The 22296-nt window shown below is 57.0% G+C and carries 16 protein-coding genes and 1 pseudogene; 9 read left to right on the top strand and 8 right to left on the bottom strand.

The features are described 5' to 3' along the window. Positions 1 to 40: 40 nt before the first annotated feature. Genes ABIB78_RS30055 through ABIB78_RS30070 form a run of 4 tightly spaced genes read right to left on the bottom strand, consistent with a single transcriptional unit; the run spans position 41 to position 2656 of the window. Positions 41 to 1384 (bottom strand): ThiF family adenylyltransferase, encoded by a 1344-nt coding sequence (locus tag ABIB78_RS30055; protein WP_429031120.1) that lies wholly within the window; start codon positions 1382 to 1384, stop codon positions 41 to 43. After that, positions 1354 to 1905: a Mov34/MPN/PAD-1 family protein gene (locus tag ABIB78_RS30060; RefSeq protein ID WP_429031123.1), complete on the bottom strand. Its 552-nt coding sequence runs from the start codon at positions 1903 to 1905 to the stop codon at positions 1354 to 1356. Before ABIB78_RS30060 ends, ABIB78_RS30055 begins: the two co-directional genes overlap by 31 nt. Beyond that, complete coding sequence (locus ABIB78_RS30065; protein WP_429031125.1) at positions 1902 to 2357, bottom strand: hypothetical protein; 456 nt, start codon at positions 2355 to 2357, stop codon at positions 1902 to 1904. The genes ABIB78_RS30060 and ABIB78_RS30065 overlap by 4 nt, the downstream gene beginning before the upstream one ends. A 5-nt stretch (positions 2358 to 2362) precedes the next feature. Further along, positions 2363 to 2656 (bottom strand): hypothetical protein, encoded by a 294-nt coding sequence (locus ABIB78_RS30070; protein WP_429031128.1) that lies wholly within the window; start codon positions 2654 to 2656, stop codon positions 2363 to 2365. A gap of 211 nt (positions 2657 to 2867) precedes the next feature. On the opposite strand from ABIB78_RS30070, the gene ABIB78_RS30075 reads away from it, so the two are divergent. Next, positions 2868 to 3164: a hypothetical protein gene (locus tag ABIB78_RS30075; protein ID WP_429031129.1), complete on the top strand. Its 297-nt coding sequence runs from the start codon at positions 2868 to 2870 to the stop codon at positions 3162 to 3164. Then, the gene (locus ABIB78_RS30080) at positions 3161 to 4309 is read left to right on the top strand and encodes an ImmA/IrrE family metallo-endopeptidase (protein ID WP_429031131.1); all 1149 of its coding nucleotides are present in this window, start codon (positions 3161 to 3163) and stop codon (positions 4307 to 4309) included. The genes ABIB78_RS30075 and ABIB78_RS30080 overlap by 4 nt, the downstream gene beginning before the upstream one ends. 157 nt (positions 4310 to 4466) lie before the next feature. On the opposite strand, the gene ABIB78_RS30085 is transcribed toward ABIB78_RS30080, so the two are convergent. The 3 genes from ABIB78_RS30085 to ABIB78_RS30095 are packed head-to-tail and all read right to left on the bottom strand — an operon-like array spanning position 4467 to position 11266. Then, entirely contained in the window at positions 4467 to 4913 is a 447-nt protein-coding gene (locus ABIB78_RS30085) for a PIN domain-containing protein (protein WP_429031134.1), read from the bottom strand. 2 nt (positions 4914 to 4915) lie between these two features. Continuing rightward, on the bottom strand, positions 4916 to 8116 hold the full coding sequence (locus ABIB78_RS30090) for a DEAD/DEAH box helicase (protein WP_429031136.1): 3201 nt from the start codon (positions 8114 to 8116) through the stop codon (positions 4916 to 4918). Between the two features lie 15 nt (positions 8117 to 8131). Continuing rightward, positions 8132 to 11266, bottom strand: a complete 3135-nt coding sequence (locus tag ABIB78_RS30095) for a site-specific DNA-methyltransferase (protein WP_429031139.1) — start codon at positions 11264 to 11266, stop codon at positions 8132 to 8134. A gap of 569 nt (positions 11267 to 11835) precedes the next feature. Between ABIB78_RS30095 and ABIB78_RS30100 the strand changes: the two genes are divergently transcribed. The 4 genes from ABIB78_RS30100 to ABIB78_RS30115 all read left to right on the top strand — a co-directional run bounded on the left by ABIB78_RS30100 (position 11836) and on the right by ABIB78_RS30115 (position 16494). After that, a complete protein-coding gene (locus tag ABIB78_RS30100) occupies positions 11836 to 12510 on the top strand; it encodes a recombinase family protein (RefSeq protein ID WP_429031142.1) in 675 nt (224 codons plus the stop codon). A gap of 271 nt (positions 12511 to 12781) precedes the next feature. Continuing rightward, complete coding sequence (locus tag ABIB78_RS30105; RefSeq protein WP_429031144.1) at positions 12782 to 15619, top strand: NB-ARC domain-containing protein; 2838 nt, start codon at positions 12782 to 12784, stop codon at positions 15617 to 15619. 162 nt (positions 15620 to 15781) lie between these two features. Further along, positions 15782 to 16237 (top strand): hypothetical protein, encoded by a 456-nt coding sequence (locus ABIB78_RS30110; RefSeq protein ID WP_429031145.1) that lies wholly within the window; start codon positions 15782 to 15784, stop codon positions 16235 to 16237. A gap of 95 nt (positions 16238 to 16332) precedes the next feature. Continuing rightward, positions 16333 to 16494 (top strand): recombinase family protein, encoded by a 162-nt coding sequence (locus tag ABIB78_RS30115; protein ID WP_429031147.1) that lies wholly within the window; start codon positions 16333 to 16335, stop codon positions 16492 to 16494. Between the two features lie 28 nt (positions 16495 to 16522). On the opposite strand, the gene ABIB78_RS30120 is transcribed toward ABIB78_RS30115, so the two are convergent. Beyond that, positions 16523 to 18247, bottom strand: coding sequence for a recombinase family protein (locus ABIB78_RS30120; RefSeq protein ID WP_429031150.1), 1725 nt, complete (start codon positions 18245 to 18247; stop codon positions 16523 to 16525). Between the two features lie 33 nt (positions 18248 to 18280). Between ABIB78_RS30120 and ABIB78_RS30125 the strand changes: the two are divergent. From ABIB78_RS30125 to ABIB78_RS30135, 3 genes and pseudogenes are all read left to right on the top strand, one after another. After that, positions 18281 to 19189, top strand: a pseudogene (locus ABIB78_RS30125) (YifB family Mg chelatase-like AAA ATPase); the annotation flags it as partial. A 131-nt stretch (positions 19190 to 19320) separates the two neighbouring features. Further along, a complete protein-coding gene (locus tag ABIB78_RS30130) occupies positions 19321 to 19839 on the top strand; it encodes a hypothetical protein (RefSeq protein ID WP_429031152.1) in 519 nt (172 codons plus the stop codon). A gap of 103 nt (positions 19840 to 19942) precedes the next feature. Further along, entirely contained in the window at positions 19943 to 22237 is a 2295-nt protein-coding gene (locus tag ABIB78_RS30135; RefSeq protein ID WP_429031154.1) for a response regulator, read from the top strand. The last annotated feature ends 59 nt before the right edge of the window (positions 22238 to 22296 follow it).

Here is a 22296-nt window from a genome sequence, read left to right on the forward strand (position 1 = left end):
TGTCGTTCCATCAACGTCGGGATTCGCCGCCCAACGTGCGCTAGCTCTCTAACTTAGCGTAACGCGAGTTCGCGATTGCTGCTTGATGGACCCCCTTATGGCGTCCCTCACACAGGCATCCAGCACGATGCGAAATCGGCGTGCCGGCCAAAAATGGCTGGCCTCTAAGGCTGAACATCATCCGTTCGGACGAAAACGGGTAGCCAGGAGCTGTGAGCTTCAGAACCTCTGCTGCTGTCATAAGTCCAGCGGCGAACGAAAGGAATGGTAGCGCTGCGTCTGTGTGACTTTCCTCGACTGTCGCATGTCGGGCCACGGAACTGTCCGTAGCGCAAAGAGTGGGAGCGAACTTCTCAGCGGGCGGGAATACGCAGAGCGAGCACGCTTTCGCGCCCGGCGGATGTCGCATCAAGGTCGCTTGCCAGTTTCGGCCGGTGGTGGCGTATAGCTGTATCGGCGGAAAACCCATTTCGATGTGGTAGCGCACGTTGAACTCATTGGCTGCCGATATCAGAACGTCGATAGAGCCGGCCTCTCGGGAATTCCATAACGTCGATTCATGCAATGTGATCGAATCGGTCACTACGTTTTCAACGCCGGCCCCGCGTAGAAAGGCGGCGACTGCATCTACCTTTGCGAGATTGATATCGGCATGTGCATCGGTAAAGATCGGTGAGCGGGTGATGTTATGAATCCCGACATGATCGTGGTCGATTAGGCTGGAGCGGAAGTTGCGAGTAGCGATGGCTAGAAAGAAATTCGCCGCCGACCCCACGGAGCCGATGCCGACTGTCATTACGTGCCCGAGAGAAATGCCGATTGGAGAGAATTCGATCGGGCTGGAGGCGTTAGTCCAGTTCCAAGCGTTGCAGGTAAAGGGAGCCGTCACGGCCCCGAAGCGTGTGCGGAAGAGATGGGCAGCGCCAAGAACCACGGCCAGCGCTGCACCGACGCCGATGTCCGACGCGATCAAGGGGAGTGGCGAATGGCTTTCGCCTATATAGGCGTTCCATCCAGAGCCGTGCACGACAGTCTCGTGTCCTTCCGGGCCGAGATGGAAGCGAATGTCGCCCGCTGCTACGGGACGTTGGCTATAGCTGCCGAACGGATCGGCGGCCCGCATGCCGTCGAGGGCGTGTTTAACAAGCGGACGACCAGCCCACGGCAATCTCGGGTGAATGGCGACGTCGGGGAATCCGATTTGCACAGAGGGTGATAGGCGTCCCAACAGATTACAAGCGACGAGCGCTGCCACCTGCCCGTCATAACTTGCAAGGTACTCGGGCGACACGGTGATCGTGATGGGCTGCGCTGGATCGAGCGGCGAAGCGCCGTAACGTCGCATGCGATCGTTCAGCTCGTTGTAAAACTGTTGCTGGTCCATGGGCCGCCTGTCGGAATAATGATAAGGTCGTCATCTGAAAGCTTGGTCCAGCCGGACGTTTTCTGCCAAATGTAGGCGGCTGCGCCGGCCAGTAACGGCAGATGCCGCCCATAGTCCGGCAGTACGATTGATACGTATCCAGGGTAACGGATTTTTGCTCCCTCGACGTCGCCATCACTGTGATAAGCGTGGCCAGGATGGGTGTGGACTTGAGCAACCACCTGCAACTCGAAGCGTGCCGCAGCGCTCATGCAGGAAATCATAGCCCGCGTCTGAACGTGGAAGCTGCCTGACGTCGTCAGCGCTTCTGGTGCGAAGACCGCTACGGCTAGAGTGACGCTGCCATCGGACCGACCAAGAAGATAGGCGATCCCCTCATGCCGCTGCCGTTGCGACCGGGTCAGAGCGGTCATCAGGTCGTCGAGCACGTTGACGGGGATCAGAAACTTAGCCGGCCGTATCGCGATCGGCATGTCCTTCGGCTTGCAACCAAGGGCACGCTTGAGCCAGTCTCCGATCATGCTGCCAGCCTGCCTTCGTATTTCTTGATCAGCTCGTGGGCGATGCGCAGGGCCATGGCGCTCAGGGTGCGGCACGCCCCGGTATGCGGATTGTTCTGCCAAGCGCCGATCTCCCAATCTGAGTGCGGACCGCGCGAATCGACCGGGGTGTATGCGAGGCGATTCCACGGCGCGCAGATCACGCCATTGCCGTGAAAAAAATTGCCGCCGCGGGGCGTATCCCGCTGATCGTCGATCTTGCCGGTCGCCGGGTTGAACCAGTGCCAGGCGGGAGGTGTGGCGTTGTATCCGTCACACCTGACGCGCAGGTGGTAGGCGATCCCGTCCTTGGCCGGGAGCCCGAGGACGAAAATCAGGTCATCGATCTGCTCGAAAGACCAGCCCATGAGGCTGGCATTCGCCCGGAGCGCATCGATCTCAACCTTCACCAAAAGGGCAGCGGGGCTGGTCAAGATGATCAGACCCCCGAACCGGTGGCGACCAGCGTCAGCTTGTACTTGCCCTTCTTGATGCCGAAACTCACGAGGGGACGGTTGACGGGCTCGAGGTCGATGTCGCCGAAGTAGAGCTCGAAAGCATCGCCCTCGGCGAGATCGCGGTCTTTGACCACTTCCGCGATCACTTTCTCGACCTTATCGTTCTTGTCGAACGAGCCGCGGAAGACGCCGTTCGGCGTTGCGATCTCGAGCATCACCTCGTCGTCGTGACCTTTCCCCGAATTGTCGCTGGGGGCGTTGCTGTCCTGGGACATCTGCAGACTCCGTTGTTACCGGGCTACTCGCCCGTTTGCTAATGCCCCGGAATCTGCGCACGGGAGGGCGGAGCAAAACCCTTGGCCCGGGCGAATCTGCGTGTTAATCCCACTTTTGGGAACACTGATTCTCATATGGCACGGCGCGGTGTCGAGCGCAAGATGTCGTCCCACATTTGGGAACTCTTTTTTGGCGGAGCCGCGGTTTGCCATGAAGCTGATGGGAATATCGAAGTTGGCCGAACTTGATCATGGTGCCGGGGACGGCCTGGATGGGGCGATACCGGCACTTGTCGCCGAACTGGAGGCGGGTGCATGGCGGTCGATGGCTGAAATTGCTGACTTCTTTCCTGCGGCGGTGATCGACGGCATCAAAGTCCGAATTCCCCTCACCAGCGGCCATCGGGTCCATCTCCTGGCTGACTGTGAGGCGCAGATGATTCTCATCGAATACGCGGGTGCGGGAAGCGGGGCACGCGCCGGCAAGACAGGGAGCAAGGCGGCATGACAATCCGACCGATACGTACGAACGAGGACTACCAATCGGCACTGAAGCGTGCCGCGGCGCTTTTCGGGCATGGCAGTCAAAAGGAGCGTGATGACCTTGAAGTACTGCAAGCCCTCATCGAACGATGGGAGAGGTCCCAACATTCCATCGAAGCGGCTACGCCCGCGCAGGCGATCAAATTCCGCATGGAGCAGACCGGATTGTCACAACGCGATTTGATCCCATACCTGGGGAGCAAGTCGCGCGTATCAGAAGTACTCAACGGGCAGCGACAGCCTACGGTCGATCAGATCCGAGCGCTACACCAGCATCTCGGCATTCCAGTTGCGTCGCTTATCGGCTCGTTCAAGCATGAGCCCGCCACCGGCTCCTCAAGCACCTCGATAGCAGCCGAGGGCGCTCTCCGTAAGCTTGGCGTGATGAAAACGAAAGAGAACCTCGCTGGCTTCTTGTCGCGTTCAAAGGCTTCCGCTCCGGCGGTCGCTATGTTGCGCAAGACGAGGACTGAGCGGACGAACGCGAAAACGGACATGGCGGCACTTGAAGCTTGGTGTGCAGCTGCATTAGTGCGCGCAGAAAAGATCACCATCAAAAAGGTGAAGATCGGCGATCCGAAAAAGGCGGCGCGTGAGCTGGCTCAACTGAGCATCTTGCCAGATTGGCAGGATCAAATCGTTGCTGCGTTACATCGAATGGGCGTAGTATTGGTCATTTTGGAACACCTACCAGGAACGTTTCTCGACGGAGCAGCAATGTGCCGCAGCGATGGTGTCCCGGTGATTGCGCTCACTCTACGCCACGATCGATTGGACAATTTCTGGTTCACGCTGTTGCATGAGTTTGCCCACGTGACTTGCCACTTGAGTCCTGATCGACAGGTAATTCTTGACGATCTAGACGTAACGAGTTCCGAAGCCATCGAAGCCGAAGCGGATGCGTTTGCACGTAACGCCCTTATTCCTCCTGCCATCTGGAAGCCGATTGAGGAAGACAGCAGCACGGAGGAGGTGTTGGAGACGGCGGAGAAAGCTGGCGTGCACCCGGCGATTGCTGCCGGCCGCTGGCGATTTGAGTATTCGGACTATCGTCGTTTTTCCAAGCTAATCGGTCGGGGCGAAGTGAAATCTTCTTTTATCGCGGAATAAGACTTGTTGTCCGCTGGTGGCCACTGGAGCCGTGATGCGTGTCGCGAGCGAGGTCTGCTTTCCAGTGCACAGCGGAAGCAGCTTTAACGCGATCTCGACAATCACTAAGCGGATGCCGTCAAACATAAACGCTGGTTTATGCTTTAAACCTTCAAGTCTAGGCGCCCAACGACTTTAACAAGTCGGCGCTTCGACCAATCACAAAGTTTGAATAATTCGACTTCAAGTTCACCAACGCGTGATCTTCCGAAACCAAGAAGTTAGCCGCACCATCAATCGCGCACAGCAAGAATATTTCATCGTCCACATCGGTCGGCGGATGGGGCGCAGCTTCGCTGATTATCGTGACCGCGTCGAATGCTCCCATTAGATACGTGATCATCTTTAACGCACGTTCCGGCGGATGGGCGAGGTCTACAAGCTTCTCAAGATACTCACCGATGATCTTCCCACAGTATAAACCCGCGTGAAATTCTGCCACGCGGATAAGAATCCGGCGGTGAGTATTACGATCTGGCGAGGGCCTTCCGTGATCGAGCCAACCGGTCCCGGCTCCCACGATCTGATTCGTATCCAAAACTACGCGGACAGCTTGTCCTGACATCGCTAATCAGGCTCCTTCTCTTCGAATAGTTTGCGTAAGGCTCTCGCGAAATCCGCCTGCGACCAACCTAGGGCGCGCAAGCGTTTTAGCTCCGCTTCTGCTTTCGATTGTAGATTCGCTGCCATTGTGCGAACACGATCCTTGCGTGTTGCAGCCAGCCTTGCAAACTCTTTGCCCAACGATTGCGGATCGCGGCAGACCAGGAAATCCCATTCGCCGAGACTGCCCCAATAGTTTACTGCCGAGATCCAGCGCTTCGCAGCCTGATGCTTAGCATCCGTATCCTCGTGGGATTTGCCTTTGATTTCCAGCACCACGTGGACTGAATTGTCGAGCCGAACAATAAAATCCGGCTCATACACGTGAGGATTTCCGTAAAGCTCATACGGGATATTGAACTCTAGCCGATCATTTCGGGCGTATGAGTGGACAACTCCCTCGCTTGCCAATTTTTCAAGTTGGAATACGGCGGCTTGCTCCCAAGAGTTTGTGTCGCACGCGACAAAATTGAGATGGCTCGCACTCGTGGCCTGTACGGGCTTTACGGTCTTGAAGTGAACTGCGGCTGTGCTGCTGACCGGCCTATATCGATTTAATCTTGGAAGTAGGGGCGTTTCGCCTTTGTTATCGTCTGGGGTGATGGCTGCGACCAGCAGCCCGACGATTCGCTGGGTGTAGGTTTGAAGACCCACCTCACTGGGATGAAGCCCATTTAGGTCGACACGATCGCGAATATAGTTCTGAACGATACGGAGGACCTGCGGAAAGAGCGCACTTCTGCTCTCACTACGTAGTCGCTTCTTGGTGGAATGTGCGTCCGTCAGAGCCCTCGCGATTTCCCGCGCGATTTCAAACTCGATGGTCTGCGGATGGACGGAGTCATAATAGGTCTGTCGATTGACGAGTTCGAAGCCAAACCCGCCGTGCCCGCTCGGATGTCCTAGCTGATAACCAACTTGCGGTCGCACGAATGCTGCCGTTGGTGTGCTCCAAGGATCGAGTACCGTACGCTCGACTTGACCTACATCACACGTTACCAAATTCCGTTTCAGCGAGACGACATAACCTTCGACGACCGGAAATCGGATTTCGAGGTCTCTCCGTTCGGGCAATGCGAGCACTTCGTGTTTTGGTCGATCTTCCGGCGACGGGCCTCCCCCGGGAGAACGGCCCTTGAAAGGAATGAGTGAGAATGGCACTCCAAAAATATCCACGTATTCCGCCGTGAGGAGCCCGGTGTCCGGATCAGGGGTATAATCCATTCGCCGCAGCCCTCGACCCACCACTTGTTCACAAAGCAGCTGACTTTGAAACGCGCGCAGGCCAAGAATGTGCGTGACGTTATTAGCATCCCAACCTTCGCTGAGCATGTTCACGCTCACAACACAGCGAATATGTTCGCCCGGTTCGCCCACACGTCCAACAGTGGAGACGATTTTCCGAAGATCCTCACCGGCTTCTTTTTTTGTAGCTGCAGGGTCCTCGCTTTCGGCAGCAGCCAAAAGTTTGGAGTCGATACGGAGCGTTACCTCCGCTCCCTTACGGTTCCAGAGCTCAGGGAAGCCTGGTAGCCCTGCCCCATAATTCCTGATGGCTCTCGATGCTTTTTTTCGCTTCTTCTTAGGCGTCTCATCCTCATCGTCGTCTTCGTCGTCCGAACCATCGACTTGAAGCAATTCTTCGCCAGAAATCGCCCGATAAAAATGTTCTGCGATACTAGTATTGTCGCAAACTACGATCATGACTGGCGGAGTGTGATCTTGCCCCGGCGATGACTTCTGGACCTGTTCCCAGCGCTCTTTCCATTCGCCAGCCAGGGTTAGCAATGCATCCTCTGCCTTGCGATATATGACGTCGGGCTTCGGCTTCCCCCCCGTCAGCTTTTCGCCGGCTCTTAAATCTCGCGTGATGTGGTCCCAGAGCTTGAAGTACTTTGGATCTGGTCGCCCTGTATTATCCAAAGCCGGCAGCCGTGGAATTTTGGTGATTCCACTCTCAATGGCATCCACAAGAGAAAAATCGCTGACGATCCACGGAAAGGGCGAGCCTTCTGGGTAGCCGCTCCCGTGAATGTAGAACGGCGTGGCGGACAGATCGATGCAAATGCCAACCCCGCACGCCGCGTTGATCTTGTCCAATCCACTGACCCAGACTGTTGCTTCTTCTCTGTCTGCCTTTTCTTCGGGCGTTAGCTTGACGTCGTCGCTAACCGGCGACGGACGGTAAGCGTGATGTCCCTCGTCGTTCAGCACCATTAAGGGTTCAGTGTCCCACAGGTCACCCAGTCGATTCTTCGCAAATGCCTCTGGTGTTTCGGCGCCAAGTTTACCGACTTCCACGGTACCGACCTTGATCACTTCAGATTCGGGGCTAAACCAGTGCCAGTTCGTAACGAATACTTTGCCCTTGGCGAGCTCTGGCCGCATAGATGATGGAACTATATCGAACGTGTCGTAGTAGTTGTTCGGATTACCAGCGTTCAGAACGCTTAAGCGCTCCTTGATCGTCAGATTGGGGCAAACAACTATCGCCCGACGGGGATAGCGCGGGTCATTGGGTTTAGTGCCGCGATTGCAAAATGCCCACGAAATCAGCATTGCCATCAGCACCGTCTTGCCGCTGCCTGTAGCCATCTTACAAGCGTAGCGCGGGATCGGATACATCCCTGCGTCGTTGGGAATGTCGGAAAGCTTCGGATACTGAGCCACCTTCGCTATCCACTCAGTCGGACGCGGGTTTCGTCCCTCGCTCAGCGCATTGAAATCCTCAAGCGTCAATTTTGGGGTCCACCGAGGCTTCTTCCCGAGCGCTAGAATTTCCCTCAAGTAAATGACGGTCTCCGCTGCCTCGATCTGGCAAAAGAATAGGCGCCGCGTGCGGTCTTCCCGCCACCAATGTCGGAGTAGTTTCTTCGTAGTCTCGCTCGCGTTTTCCCACCCGGATTCACGCCACCTGCGCACATCATCGCGTAGCGCATTTACCAACGGAAGATCGTCTCTCTCCTCTTCTGCTAAGAATCCCAGCTGCTGTTGGGCTGTTCCGGTTCGTTCGCTTTTGAACCAATAGCTCGCCGGACGACGACCTTTGACCTTGGTAGGGACACCCGTGCTGGTGTCGTACAGCCAATGTTGATCAGGCTCGTTGTAGGGCGAGCACAGAATAGGATTTTCAACCGGCTGAATAGGAATTGGGCTTTCAGACATTTAAGCTTCGCCCATTCAGGGGATGGTAAGAACGCGTAGGCCTTCATTGCCGCGTGGATCAATGACCTTAACAGCCACGCGCCAACTTTCACCCTTCCCAATTCGCGGAGGACGAGGGAATGGCAAACTTTTCAATCCGCTAAGAGCATCGAAAGCGTCTTCGTCAATCACGTCCGCGTCGCCCAGCGCCTTTGCCAATCTCGACCATTTAGTTTTGTCCGGGAAGAACGCTTGGCAGATGCAGAAAGTCCGGCCGTCGTAATCCGTATCGAGAAACCATGCGGCGATACGCTCCTGATCCGTTGGAAACAATGTATTGCTAACCGGATCGTAGACATCCATGCCATCTACCTCGACAACGAACTCGTTGTCTGCCTGAGGAGTCGGACCTTTAACTCTCGGAGCACTGAAAACCGTGAAAAGTTGGCTGCCAGGTTGGGTTTTAAGAAGATTACCCATCGCAATGTCAGGACGAATCAATGCCATGTGCAGTCGCACCTTTGGATGGCTAGCGCTCTCGATTGCTTCCTGCGCGGCAGCGTCAAAGCCGAAACCAGCAAATACTACATCATCATAGCCTTTTCGGTTTGCAGCGCGGATTGCATCCTCGACTTGCATAGCCGACACATTCCCAACTTCAGGGCCGATGCTGATAGCTACTCGGCGATCTTTTTTATCGCCATTCACCCATTCTCCCTCAGCATGGAGAAGTGAGGCGCCAGCCATCGGATCGAGTCGGCTAAACTTCATGTTCTTGTTGCCTGGGAAATCAACGCCGCTCGCCTTTAACAGCCGAATGATTTTGTCTAGATGTGCCTCTGCGTTTGTCGTCGCCGCTTCGCCGTCGAAAGGCTCTAACTCGTCCGGGGCACCACCTATCGGGGTATCGAGGCCGTCCTCCACCGCAATGACCCCTTCCAACGTGAAGGGGCCGGTCACGCGTACCACGCCTTTTACCGGCTCTGGTTTGTCTACGAGTTCTTCCATTTTTGCATTGGCATTAATGCAAGCGTTGACGTCGTCCATCTTTGCCCGCCAGGCGGCGCGGTAGCTGGAGAGAGCCTCCTGCAGTGGTCTAGGCCACTCGGGGTCGCTATCAAAAGGTACCTCCCACTCCCTCCAACCAGCTTTAGGGATGAGGCCACGGTAGGCATCCGCTTGTCTGGGCGTGATGCCCTTCAGCGGCTTGCGAGCTGGTATAGACTTGACTAATGCCTTCTGCATGTCCGGCAGCAACCAGCGCCGTTTGTCGGCATCCGTGATGCTATTGGCGCCTTCTTCTCGGTGCTTCTGGATCAACTTCTCTCCTAACTTCTCCTTCAATCCGGCACCGGTCTTTGCGACTTCACGATTCAGCCGTACCAGTAACTGGTCAAGAACGGGCTGGTATTTTGCAAAAATAGGATCGAGTGAGCTGTTACGAGCGATGCTTTTGAGTGTGATATGAGGAACCGCCTTACATAGAAACGTTGCTTTGCCAGAAACCTTACCTGTTGGGTCGGTGAGCCAGGTCCCATTCGGATTTCGTGCGACGTCTTCTGCGTTCAAGGGACGAAGCTGTTGGTAGTCAAACTTCGCAGTCATAAGCCGGTGTTTGGCCAGCACCAGCGCCACTCGGCTGGAATCGCAAGTGATCCAACGTCGGCCCCATTGTTCAGCTACAAAAGCCGTTGTCCCACTTCCACACGTCGGATCTAACACCAGATCACCTGGGTCTGTGACCATCAAGAGACAGCGCTCAATCACTTTCGTTGCAGTTTGGACAACATAAATACGATCAAGTGCGCCGCGCACGTCCATCCAAACGTTGTTCAAAGATCGAACCGGAAAGTCGTCGAAGTATCTTTTGTAGATACGGAATCCTTCGCGAGCCACAATCCGACCAGCATTGCAAAGGCGGAGCATCCCTTCAATTGTCGTTTTCCAGTTCTTGGTCTTACCCGGATCAAAGTGGATTCCCGACCAATCAAATGGCACCGAAGTATTCGTTCGAAATCCGTCAGAGACCGCTGAATCCGTCGCGAATATCCGCGCGCCTTCCGGAAGGTTGGCTCGACCCGATATTTCATCCTCGGACGCCAAACGAACTGCCCCATTCGGGAGTTCTACATTGAAGTACTCCGCCGCCCCCTCTTCCCCCAGCTCTTTCTCGACATAGAGCGGCCGATACTTCATGCGCTCAATGTCTTTCGCGTACCACAAAACAGTGTCGGTAACAGTTGGAAGGGTGACGCTTGTGGCGCCGCCTGTTTTTCTAACTCCAATCATGGAAACGAAGTTATTCGACCCCAGCACCTCATCCATTAGACACCGAACTCGATGCAGATTTTCATCGCTTATCTGAACAAAAATGCTGCCGGTATCTGCCAAAAGTTCCTTCGCCATAGCCAGTCGATCACGCAAGTAGGCAAGGTAGGAGTGAATACCTAGCGTCCATGTATCGCGGTACGCTTTAACCATCTCCGGTTCACGAGTGAGGTCTTGCTCGCGGTCCTTGACGTCGCGTTGGCCAAGCTGCGGTTGGAAATTCGATGTGAATCTGATTCCGTATGGTGGGTCGATGTAGATCATCTGCAGTTTGTTAGCGAGGTCTTCGCGCCTCGCGAGACTCGCCATCACTTGCAGCGAATCGCCCAAGATCATGCGGTTCGCCCAATCCATATCGTGCTGATAAAATTGCACCGCTTTCGCGTATTCGTGCTGCGGATCGGCAAAGAGATCACGATCGACATCCTCTCTCGCCAAAACTCTCAAAATGGCTTGGGTGGAAATGCGCTCGTGCATGTGAAGCGCTACGGGGTCAACCTCGAACCAAAGCTTCTCTCGCTTGCCGCTCCACTCCAGCCACGGCTCATGCCGCCTCAGCGCATCTACCAATACCTTCGCTTCATCGGCCGAAAGGGCACGTTGTCGCGCTAGCGCGATCAGTTGCGGTAGTTTGTCTGTCGCTGTGCCGTCTACCGCAGAGCGAAGGACTGTAGGAAGATGCGGATTGTATTCGTAGCGAATTCGCGGAGCCTTCCCTAGGACACCCTGTGCCTCGAGTCCCGCTGGCGGAATATTCTTCCGTTTGGCCGAATACTTGATCGACGTAATCGCCTCACCAGCTTTAGCAGTCGAGGCTGGATTGGCCTTTCCCTTACGCGCCATGGGCGAGACAACTCACTTGATGAATAGAAATGGGGTTCTGCGTTAAGCCGATCATTACCGGTCCTTAAACAACTCGATAGCTGGGGTAGGCATTTTTCCACCTTGAAGTCGCACGCTTGACCCCTGAACGGCCTGTCTACAATCTCATGCTCGCTCAAGTTGCGCTAGGATGAAGTTCTGCCAGTCCCAGGGTTGGAATCCCTTAAGACTGGGTCAGTCATCTAATCATTACGTCTAGCCTGGTGAACCGCGAAATAAGCCATTTGACTATGACCTCCACTGCGTTGTTCTGGCCGGTATTATCTACTGTCATAGCGACGGGTTGAAGGTTTGCCCCAACCGGGGAGCCCAATTACCAGTCGAGTTGCTGTCGTTTACTGCTCTCCACGAGACCACGAACGACCCGGCCCAAATGCACCCACAATTTGATCGTCAGGACCGTCCGGCGGAGGACTGGATCAAGGGTAGACGTCAACTACAGGCCAAACGGCAGCATTTTCAGTATCAGCTGTTGTCCGACGTGCGCGTTTCATTGATGGCGGCGACCACCGTCTGATTTGGGTCACCCCATGACAAAGTTCATCGCATATTTTCGCGTGTCTACCGAACGCCAGGGCAAGTCTGGGCTTGGTTTGGCCGCTCAGCATCGCAAGATTTCCGAGTTCGTATCGGGAGCCGGGACACTGATCGCCGAGTTCTGCGACGTTCAATCGGGGAAAGACGATTCGCGAGTTGAATTACAGAAGGCGATCCAACTGGCCAAACGTGAGAACGCCAAGATCGTTATCGCCCGCCTCGATCGCTTCTCCCGCCGTGTCAGCTTCATAGCCAGCATTCTCGAGCAAGGCACCGGCTTAGTCTGCGCCGAAATGCCCGATGCTACCGATTTCCAGTTGCACATATTCGCAGCGCTTGCCCAGGAGGAGCGCCGGCTGATCTCCGAACGAACAAAGGCGGCTTTGGCTGAGGCGAAACGGCGAGGCAAAGTTCTCGGCTTGAATGGTCGGTGTTTGGCCGCAAAGAATCGCAAGGCAGCTGACGAATTTGCATCCCAACTCAGGGCGAGATTGGACGCGGATTTAATGCGGTTATCTTACACCGAGATTGCGCGACACCTGAACGATTCGGGAATCACGACCGTGACTGGCCGAAAGTTCTATGCACAGACGGTCAAGAACTATTTGAGCCGCCCAATCGCTTTGGGTGACGGCGCCGCTGGCGAACCGCTCCAGCTACCGCATTAATTAGGTCTGCCGTAAACATCTACTCGTCCGCCTAGAGCAGCCATTCGCAAGTTTGCGGCTTACAACTCCTTACACGGTCGATAGCAAGCAATCCGCTCAGTTCGATAGTGGCGTCACGGGGACCGCAGGCCAAGTGTCCCGAGTCTTATCAAGTACTGCTAAAGTCGCAACTAGCTACGTGCGCCCCGAAGGTGGAAGGCTAGCAAGGCGAACACAACCTACGATACATTGCACACGGAATCGTTGACTTGGCAAAGGCTCGAGATCACGCATGGCGTACACGATACAACGTCTGACTATGTATGCTCTGATTTCGGCACTGGAGCGCGACCTAAGGGACTTTCTCACCCTTCATGTGGCTCCGCTTGTCGACCCGAATAAGCTGCTGCCCAAACAGATGATGGACAAAGCGACGGAGCGTTTTGGCAAGGAGAATGCTGATACGGTCCCCGACTTTGAAGACCTATTGGACTATCTGGACCTTGGAGAAGAGATTCAGGCAATACGTACGCACGATCGCTTGCTCGACGACGTTACCCGCACGTACATAAAGAAATACTACTTAGGTCTTGAGGGACTGATTCCGATCCGGAATCGAGTGATGCATACGCGGCCGCTGGAATTCGATGACCTGCCCCGGGTATCTGATCTCGCGAGTGAGCTTGTCAAATCGCACCGTGCACTCTGGGCCAATCTTCGAACCACCCGCCGAGAGTTGGACCGCGATCCGGAGTTTGCTGCCAGTCTTACTATCCCAGACACGCCAGATGAGAGCACTAAACTTCTTCACAATCTCCCTCAAGTCGAATTCGACGATACGGGATTTGTTGGCCGAGAAAAGGAGCTTGGTGAACTTAAGCGAGCACTGACGGGATCCTATCCCGTTGTGACCGTGGTCGGTGAGGGCGGGCTCGGAAAGACAGCTTTAGCACTAAAAGCTTGCTATGATTTACTAGATGATGAAGAGGCTCGTTTAGACGCCATAGTCTGGACAACCGCCAAGGCGACTAAACTTACGTTGACGGAAATGCAGGTGATCGAGGGGGCTATTTCGTCCTCGCTAGGCATCATTGAAAGCGCGACCGCGCTGCTCGGGCGCCAGACCGAAACATCCGCGATGGATGATTTGCTGACGCACTTAAGAAACAATAGAATCTTGCTTGTGATCGACAACCTCGAAACGGTCATCGATCAGAATATCCGCAATCTAGTACGCCAAGTGCCCCCGGGTAGTCGTATTCTCTTTACAACACGCATCGGCCTTGGTGCGTTTGACTTCCCAGTTCCGCTTTCGCCGCTGGCGAGCAAAGAAGCAGCATTCTATTTCCGACGGACTGCGCGAGTTTGGGGTGTCAACGATCTAGCATCAGCCACGCCCAAGGTCGTCGATGGATACTGCGAAAAGCTGCAGCACAACCCTCTTTTCATCAAATGGTTCATACAGAGCGTCCGCTCAGGAAGGCGGCCTACCGTCCTCACTAGTGACCCAACCGTTCTTCTGCAGTTCTGCCTTCAAAACGTCTTCAATTCACTATCGGCAGACTCACGAACCGTCGCAAGCACGCTCGCGAGCGTCAACGGCTCCCAAAGCGTTGCTAGCCTGGCGTTTTATACCGACTTAGACAGCTTAACCATACAGAGCGCTCTTTCCGTTCTGGTCACTTCCAACTTGCTGTCAGTCGAGCGTGGGAGAAGCTCTGAAGATGAAGATCGATACACACTTAGCGCGCTCGCTCGCATGTATATTCAGAAATTCATTCGTCCCCCGCTCGAAGAACAGAAGAAGCTCATATCAAAACAGAACGCTCTGAGATCTGCGCAAGAGGAGTTTTCGTCCCAAGCGGGAGCCGACATATTCGACATGAAGAATGTTTTCGTCCGAGACAAGGATGATTACATCGTTGCGAAGATACTTACTCGCGCTTTGGAATGCGTCTTTAGAAAAGATTGCACAGAGGCCGAAACTCAGATTCAAAGAGCCAATGACCTATCGCCGAACTATTTTGAAGTTCACAGAGTCAAAGCCCGACTTCATATTGAACAAGAGGATTACTTCTCGGCTGAAACTGAGTACGAGGCCGCGATTTCGCTCGCACCACAAAGAGCGCCGCTGAGGCTGTGGTACGCTGGTTTCCTTTCGTGGCAACTTGGCGATCAAGAGCGGGCACTGGCTCAACTGCTGAAAGCAGAAGAGCTTGCTCCCAACTCCGCATATGTCAAAATTGAATGCGCCCGCGTGTTTCAGTATCAAAGGAAATTCTCCGAAGCTGACGCTCGCCTTCGTGCTGTTGAAGACATTGACAAGCTTTCAGCTCGGCTGCGAAGGACTCACCTTGATTTGAGTCTACAGAATGACCTTCGTAAGTCTGAGCAACTCATAACACAGCAGAAATTCATAGATGCATTAGACTGTTTAGAGGCAGCGAGAAACACTTTCGAGGCGGCGCCACCAGCGCTGATTGACCAACGAACGACCAGGCACGTTGGCCATGCGATGCGCAACCTATTGCCGCTCAAGCGTGCCTTGGCGGGACTGCGGGAAGAGAAACGCGTCAGCGCTATAGAGAAGTGGCTTGCTGATCCGATCGCTCGTTCCGGACAGTCGGACCAGCGCAAAGCATTGTCATCCATCCCTTCGGAGGAGCTAAGTCCGGCCAAAGCAAGCGAAGCACCGCCTAATCGTGGGCGCTTAGCCCAACTTCATACCAACTATGCCTTCGTTGATACTGGCGGATCGCGCCTCTTCTTCCATCGAGGAAGCTGGTTGGGTAAGGCGGACTTTACCGCACTTGGTGCTGGAGCAATTGTTGAGTTCGAGATTAGCAAGAGCGAGAAAGGGCCATGCGCTATTAATGTTAGGCCGATCAACGAAGATTCTTTGCCGCGGGATGCGACCTTCATTCTCCTCGGCTCGATAAAGTCCCTTACGAAGACGTACGGTTTCATCAAGCTGGATGAGGGCGGAGAGTTATTCTTTCATCGCAATGACTGCACGCCGACGACTAGATTCAACAAGTTGGCTTCGGGCGACCGTGTCAGATGCACCCTCAACGTTGGGGTGGATGGCCGCAAACGAGGAGTGAACGTCGAGCTGTATTCGGGGCTTTAAAGAACGGGAGCTCGCCCTCCTTCCTTGTCTGATGACTGGGCGGAAATTCTATCCACAGACGGTCAAAAACTACATGAGACGCTGGCCTGACTAGGTTGGGGCGGCTCCGCAGGGCGAGTTATCTTCGATCGCGGCTGACCAATCGTCTAATGGGAGCAGTTCATGGCCGCAACGAGGAAACGCAACGCAAAGTTCGATCCAGAACACCACCTGATCGGCAGAATTCAGTCGAGTTCGTTTAGTTACTATATCTCCGATCATCACGCGCAGGGACATCAATTCGTGGACGACGAGGCGATCATCGATCTGAACACGACCGTTGTAAAAATCGAACCTCCAAGCGCAGATCATCTCGGGGCAGAGCTGACGTGCTCTTTGGTCTGCGCCAGACGCTTTAATGAAGATCTTGCGAAGAACAGCACGGGTCGTCCCTTCTTTTTGTCGGTAACGCTCAAGCGCAATCAGCGATCCATGTTGGCGTACTTGCCTTCAGATGCTTTTTGGGCTCTGCAGTCGCGGCTCGAAGCTGGTAGCGTTACTCATGTCGAGCTTAGTTACCTGAAGCCGATTAGGGGCGTCGGTGAACTTACAAGTATCCATATCCGATCCGGTGAATAGCCAAAGCAAAACGTCGAGACAAAGTTTTTGGCACGAATGGTCGGAATTTGGCCGCTACGAATCGCAGGGCGGCTGACGAACTTGCGTCTCGGCCAATGGCCAAATTGGATACGGATTTATTGCGGCGATCATACAGCGAGATTGCGCGGCACTTGAACGACACGGGAATTACGACGACGACGGGGCGGAAGTTCTACCCGCAGACGGTCAAGAACTACTTGACCCGAGAACGCTTGTTTCCCGATGGGGGAATTTAAGTTCTCTGAGTGACCTGTTTGGGAATCTTTATTTCCCGTCCAGCGCGGGCGCATCGGCCGGCAGTTGGATAATCGTGCCATCAGCGGAGACCATCTCGAAATCCGGAGCAGCGCCCGTGACTTTCTGGACGAATTTTGTCGGGTCTTCAGGATCGACGAACAAAATCATGCCTTGGCCGTCTCTGAACACCACCTCAAAGCTCTGAGCGTCAGGGTCGACAGTCAGACGCAGCTCGCTGATCAACGATTGCAGCCTCGATGCTATCTGAGCGCGGAGCTTATACACGTCACCGCCTCTGGCCGCCCGCACACGCTCGATCAGCTCGGCGACCTGATCAGGGCTGCGGTAATACGTCAATGCCGTTTGGTCGAGGACCGAAATTTCGTGGCGAAGTTGCTTCTCCAGCTTCTTTGCTGCGACCAAGTCTAGTTCTGCCTTCTTGATCCGCTCGGCAATGAATGCGCTGTCAAAATCCGCCATTTTCAGGCCGATCTCGTAAGCCTTGCGCTGCTCGTCCTCCAACAGCCTTATTTTGCCCACGGCAGCATCAAGGTAGAACGCGACCTCATTGCGCTTGGACGAATGCTCAGTCGACGACACGAGCGATGCCAGATCAAGCTGCTCGACGAAGGACAAGAACGTCGACTCAAACTGGTCATAACGCCACCGGCCGGTCATCTCGCAGCCATCTTTGCGGAGTGCGTTCGAGCAAACGAGGTACGCCCTCCCTTTGGGTGGTTGGCCCTTGTTCTGGTAGTGCATTGGCTCGCTGCAGTAGTCGCAGACCGCCAGCTTCGAAAATAGGTTTGCGAAGTGCTTACCCTTCGGTCCGCCGCTACCTTTCTTCCCAGTTTCTTTATCTGGCTTAGTCTTTCGTTCTAGTCTGCCGCGTTGCGCTGCCTCGAACACAGGCTGCGACACGATCCGGGGAAAGTAGTTGCGGATCGGATCGCCGTCGGGCGTCCGCTTCCCACCTTCCATGCGGTTGGGCTGGAATGTCCCAATCGCTGCTGCGCTGCTCAGGACCTTGTTGACGGTCGAGTTCTGCCAGCCACCCTTCCCCATGAAGGTCGGGACGCCCTCCTCGTTCAGGCGGCGAACGATCGTGAACGTGCCGATCCCTGATGCAGCCTCGTCGAAAATCCTGCGGACCACTGCTGCCCGGTCTTCGACGACCTCGAAATCCATCCGGTCTCGGGTCAGGCGCAGCCAGCTTGGACAGCGGGCCGTGAGCTTCTTGAGACCAATGCCGGCCCGTTTTGCTTTCCACGCCTGAGATAGGCGATCGCTCTTCCTGGCTGATTCCTCGTTCGCCCGACTCATCTTGGCGATCGAAATAATCAGGTCCTCAAAGCTGACCTTGCCGCTGAAGACACGTTCATCGTCCAGCGTCACGAGGATCAGGCCACTTTCGACGATCTCCATGAATGGCTTGAGGGCCATCATGGGCTCCTGCCGGCTCATCCGGTCGAACGACTCAACAAGCAGGTACGAGCCTTTCTCGATCTTCCCGTCCCGAACGGCCTCCAGGAACCGTCCGAAGGCCCCAGAGGCGAGATTTTTGCCCTTGTAGGCCGAGACACCTATGTCGTGGAGATCGAAGTCCTCGACCAGCTCAAGACCGTGATTTTCAGCATATTTCCGAGAGGCCTCACGCTGACGGCGGAGGCTGTCGCCCTTCAACTGAAGGTCGGTGGACATCCTGACGTAGGAATAGGCCTTCGGCCGGTCCGCTGGTGGGGATATAACCATCCGGGATCATTAACATTTAGTAATTTAATTGTCCACTATATCCTGATGATCGGCTCGCCCGGCGCCGGCAAATCGATGCTGGCGGCGCGACTGCCCTCGATCCTGCCGCCGCTGTCGCCATCGGAGCTGCTCGAAGTCTCGATGATCGCCTCCGTTGCCGGCGAGATCCGCGACGGCGCCTTGACCGCGCGGCGTCCGTTCCGCAGCCCGCATCATTCCGCCAGCATGGCCGCGCTGACCGGCGGCGGCATGCGCGCCAAGCCCGGCGAGATCTCGCTCGCGCATCAGGGCGTGCTGTTCCTCGACGAATTGCCGGAGTTCGATCCGCGTGTGCTCGATTCGCTGCGCCAGCCGTTGGAAAACGGCGAGGTCTCGGTGAGCAGAGCCAACCATCGCGTCACCTATCCGGCGCGCTTCATGCTGGTCGCGGCAATGAATCCGTGCCGTTGCGGCCACGCCTATGAGCCCGGCTATTCCTGCAAGCGCGGCCGGCTCGACCGCTGCACCGCCGACTACCAGATGCGGATCTCCGGCCCGATGATGGACCGCATCGATCTTCGGATCGAAGTGCCCGCGGTGACCGCGGCGGATCTGATCCTGCCACCGGCGGCGGAGGGCTCGGCCGAGGTCGCCCGACGCGTCGCGGCTGCGCGCGATATCCAGCTCGCGCGTTATGCGGCGGCCGGCATGCCGCATGTCCGCACCAATGCGGAGGCGCCGAGCTCGCTGCTCGAAACCATCGCACAGCCCGACGCGCATGGGCAGAAGCTGCTCCGCGAGGCAGCCGACAACATGCGCCTCACCGCGCGCGGCTATCACCGCGTGCTGCGGGTGGCGCGCACGCTCGCCGATCTCGACGGCGCCGAGACGATCGGCCGGCTGCACCTCGCCGAAGCGCTGTCCTATCGTGCATTGGCCGACGATCTCCGCCGCGCAGCCTGACCGAAACGGAAGCGCTGTCCCGATTCGTGCCGGACTGCGCCGTGTCAACGCGGTGGTAACGAGTTTTCTTTACGCTCCGCAAACCATAAGCGCCGCGATCCGCGGCAGGCTTGGGTCGAGCGAGTTGTGTCATGTTGCGTATGAAGGTTTTGGCCTCGGTGGTGCCCCTTGCCGTGGCCGCGGTATTTGCCCGCGCGGAAATCCTGCCGGGCCCCCGGCCTTGCATCGAGGTGGGCGGCACCACGATGCAGATCGCATCGGCCCCCTGGCTGGCGCAGCTTCACGTCAGCTTCACGGACAATCCCAGCCTTGCGACCGTCCGGGTGCAGATTGCCGACAGCGCCGAAGCTGCCGACTTCACGGTGATCGACGACATCGACGATGCCGAGGCCGGCGCGTGCGACAGCCGCGCGGCACCGCAGCTGATCGGGATTTCCAGCAATCCGACCGCAACCGGCCCCGTCATCTATCTTTCCCATGAAGGTCCGTTCGATTACCGCGTCTACGTCCGGTCGAAGACGTTTTCGGCGCGCGATGCCGCGGCCCTGATCGTCAGCGCCCGCGGCGACCATCGCCGGATCGAAGCCGCATCGCTCGAGCCTCACGCGCGCTTCCTCGGCCAGACAATGGCGGAATTAACCTCCCGCTAACCTTGTTCCGAGTGCGGCGCGAAACGGCCACCAACCTCAAGCACTTTGCAAGGTGGCCGACGCATCGTCATCGGCAGATCAAGCTATCTCAGGGCCACCGTTGATGGGGCGTTTCTTCCGGATCAAGTTACGGCTTCGTCGCTTCCTGCGGCGCCATTCCTGGGTCGCGACGATCGTCCGCTCCTTCACGATCTTCTCCGTCGCATTCGGCAGCGCCTTCGGGTTCATTTCGGGCGCCCTCTCGCAACAGAGCGGCTACGACCCGAATGCATTCGCGATCGGGGTCAGCTTCCTGTTCGCACTCGCCTGCCTCTGGATCGTGACGCTCGGCATCCGCCTGCGGCTGATGCGCAAGAGGCTGCGCACCATCGCCATGCACAATGAGGCGATGGCCGACCGCAACTGGGAACTGCAGGAAGCCGAACAACGCGCCAGCACCCTGTTCGAGGCGCAGGACGACCTGATCGTGCTGCGCGACCTCGACAGCCGCATCACCTACGCCAACGACGCCTATTGCGAGCTGGCACAGAGTTCCCGCAACGAATTGATCGGCAGCACCGCCACGCTCAAGGTGCTCGAGCAGGGCGACATCGCGCTCGAATCCAACGGCACGCGGGTCTACGACCAGAAGATCGACGGACCGCTCGGGCCGCGCTGGATCGCCTGGCGCGAGGGTCTCGTGCGCAACGATGCCGGCGCGCCCGCAGAGATGCAGAGCGTCGGCCGCGACGTCACCGACCGCGCCGAGAGCGAGCGCGCCCTGTCCGAAGCGCGCGATCAGGCCGACGCCGCCAACCGCGCCAAGTCGCGCTTCCTTGCGATGGCGAGCCACGAGATCCGCACGCCGCTGAACGGCATCATCGGCATGAGCGGATTGTTGATGGACACGCAGCTGACGCCGGAGCAGATGACCTATGTCAAGGCGGTCAAGACGTCCGGCGACGCGCTGCTCGCGCTGATCGAGGAGTTGCTCGACTATTCCAAGATCGAGGCCGGCAAGATCGATCTCGAACACCGCGCCTTCGCGCTGTCCGGCCTGATCGAGGACATCACCGAGCTGCTGGCGCCGCGCGCGCAGACCAAAGGCATCGAGATTGCCGCCTATGTCGACGAGCGGTTGCCGATGCAGGTGATCGGCGACGCCGCGCGGCTGCGTCAGGTGCTGCTCAATCTCGCCGGCAATGCCATCAAGTTCACCGCGACCGGCGGCGTGGCGCTGATCGTCGAGCCTGGCATCTGGCCGAACGAGATCAGCTTCCTGGTCCGCGACACCGGCATCGGCATCGCACCGGAAGCGCAGCAACGCATCTTCCGGGAGTTCGAGCAGGCCGACGACCGCATCGCGCGCAGCTATGGCGGCACCGGCCTCGGGCTTTCGATCAGCGACCGCATCGTCAAGCGAATGGGCGGCCGCATCACGCTCGCGAGCACGCCGGGCGCGGGCTCGACCTTCGAGGTCTCGATCCCGCTGGCCGTCGCCGACACCGGCGCGGCCAACAGCTTCACAGCGCCTGACCTCGCCGGCCAATCGATCATGCTCGTTGCGCTGCACAGCATCGAGGTTTCGCTGATCTCGCGGCGGTTGCAGCGCTGGGGCGCGCAGACCTGCATCGTATCGGATGCCAATGTCGCCGAGGCGCTGCTGCCGGAGCGGAGCTGGCACGCCGTCCTCATCGATCACACGCTCGGCACGCCGGCGATCGAAGCGTTTGCCGACGCCGCTCGCATCCATGCGTCCCATCGCATCGTGATGGTCACGCCGGCGACGCGGCAGGACCTTTCGGCCTCCGAGACAGCCATGTTCACCGGCTATTTGGTCAAGCCATTGCGCGCGTCGTCGCTCGCCGCACGCCTGACCGCGTCACCCGAAATCGCAGCGCCAAGTCTTGTGACGTCAAGTCTTGTGACGTCAAACCTCGCGACGTCAAGCCTTGCTATCGACGCGGCCGCCGAGGCCGCGCCCACTGCGCCAGCGTCCCCGCCGCCGGACAAGGGGCTCTCGATCCTGGTCGCCGAAGACAATGAGATCAACGCGCTCTTGATGCGTTCGCTGCTCACCCGGCTCGGCCACAACGTGGTCATCACCACCAACGGCGAGCAGGCGATGGAATCCTGGCTCTCGGCGACGTCGGCCGGCACGCCCTACGACATCGTCCTGATGGACATCCAGATGCCGCGCCTCAACGGCATCGAGACCACCAAGCAGATCCGTGCCCATGAAGCGGGCCAGTCCGGACGCCGGACCCCGATCCTGGCGCTGACCGCCAACACGCTGGTGGAGGACCGCTATGCCTGTTTCGAGGCAGGCATGGATGGTTTTCTGATCAAGCCGCTCGATCGCGAGAAGCTGGAAGAAGCGCTCGCTGGCCTGGCCGCCGCGCGGCATATCGCGGCGTAGTAGCCAAAACCTCAGTGTCGTCCCTGCGAAAGCAGGGACCCATAGCCACCGGACTTGAT

The organism is Bradyrhizobium sp. I1.14.4 (assembly GCF_050435825.1).
Classification (GTDB): Bacteria; Pseudomonadota; Alphaproteobacteria; order Rhizobiales; family Xanthobacteraceae; genus Bradyrhizobium.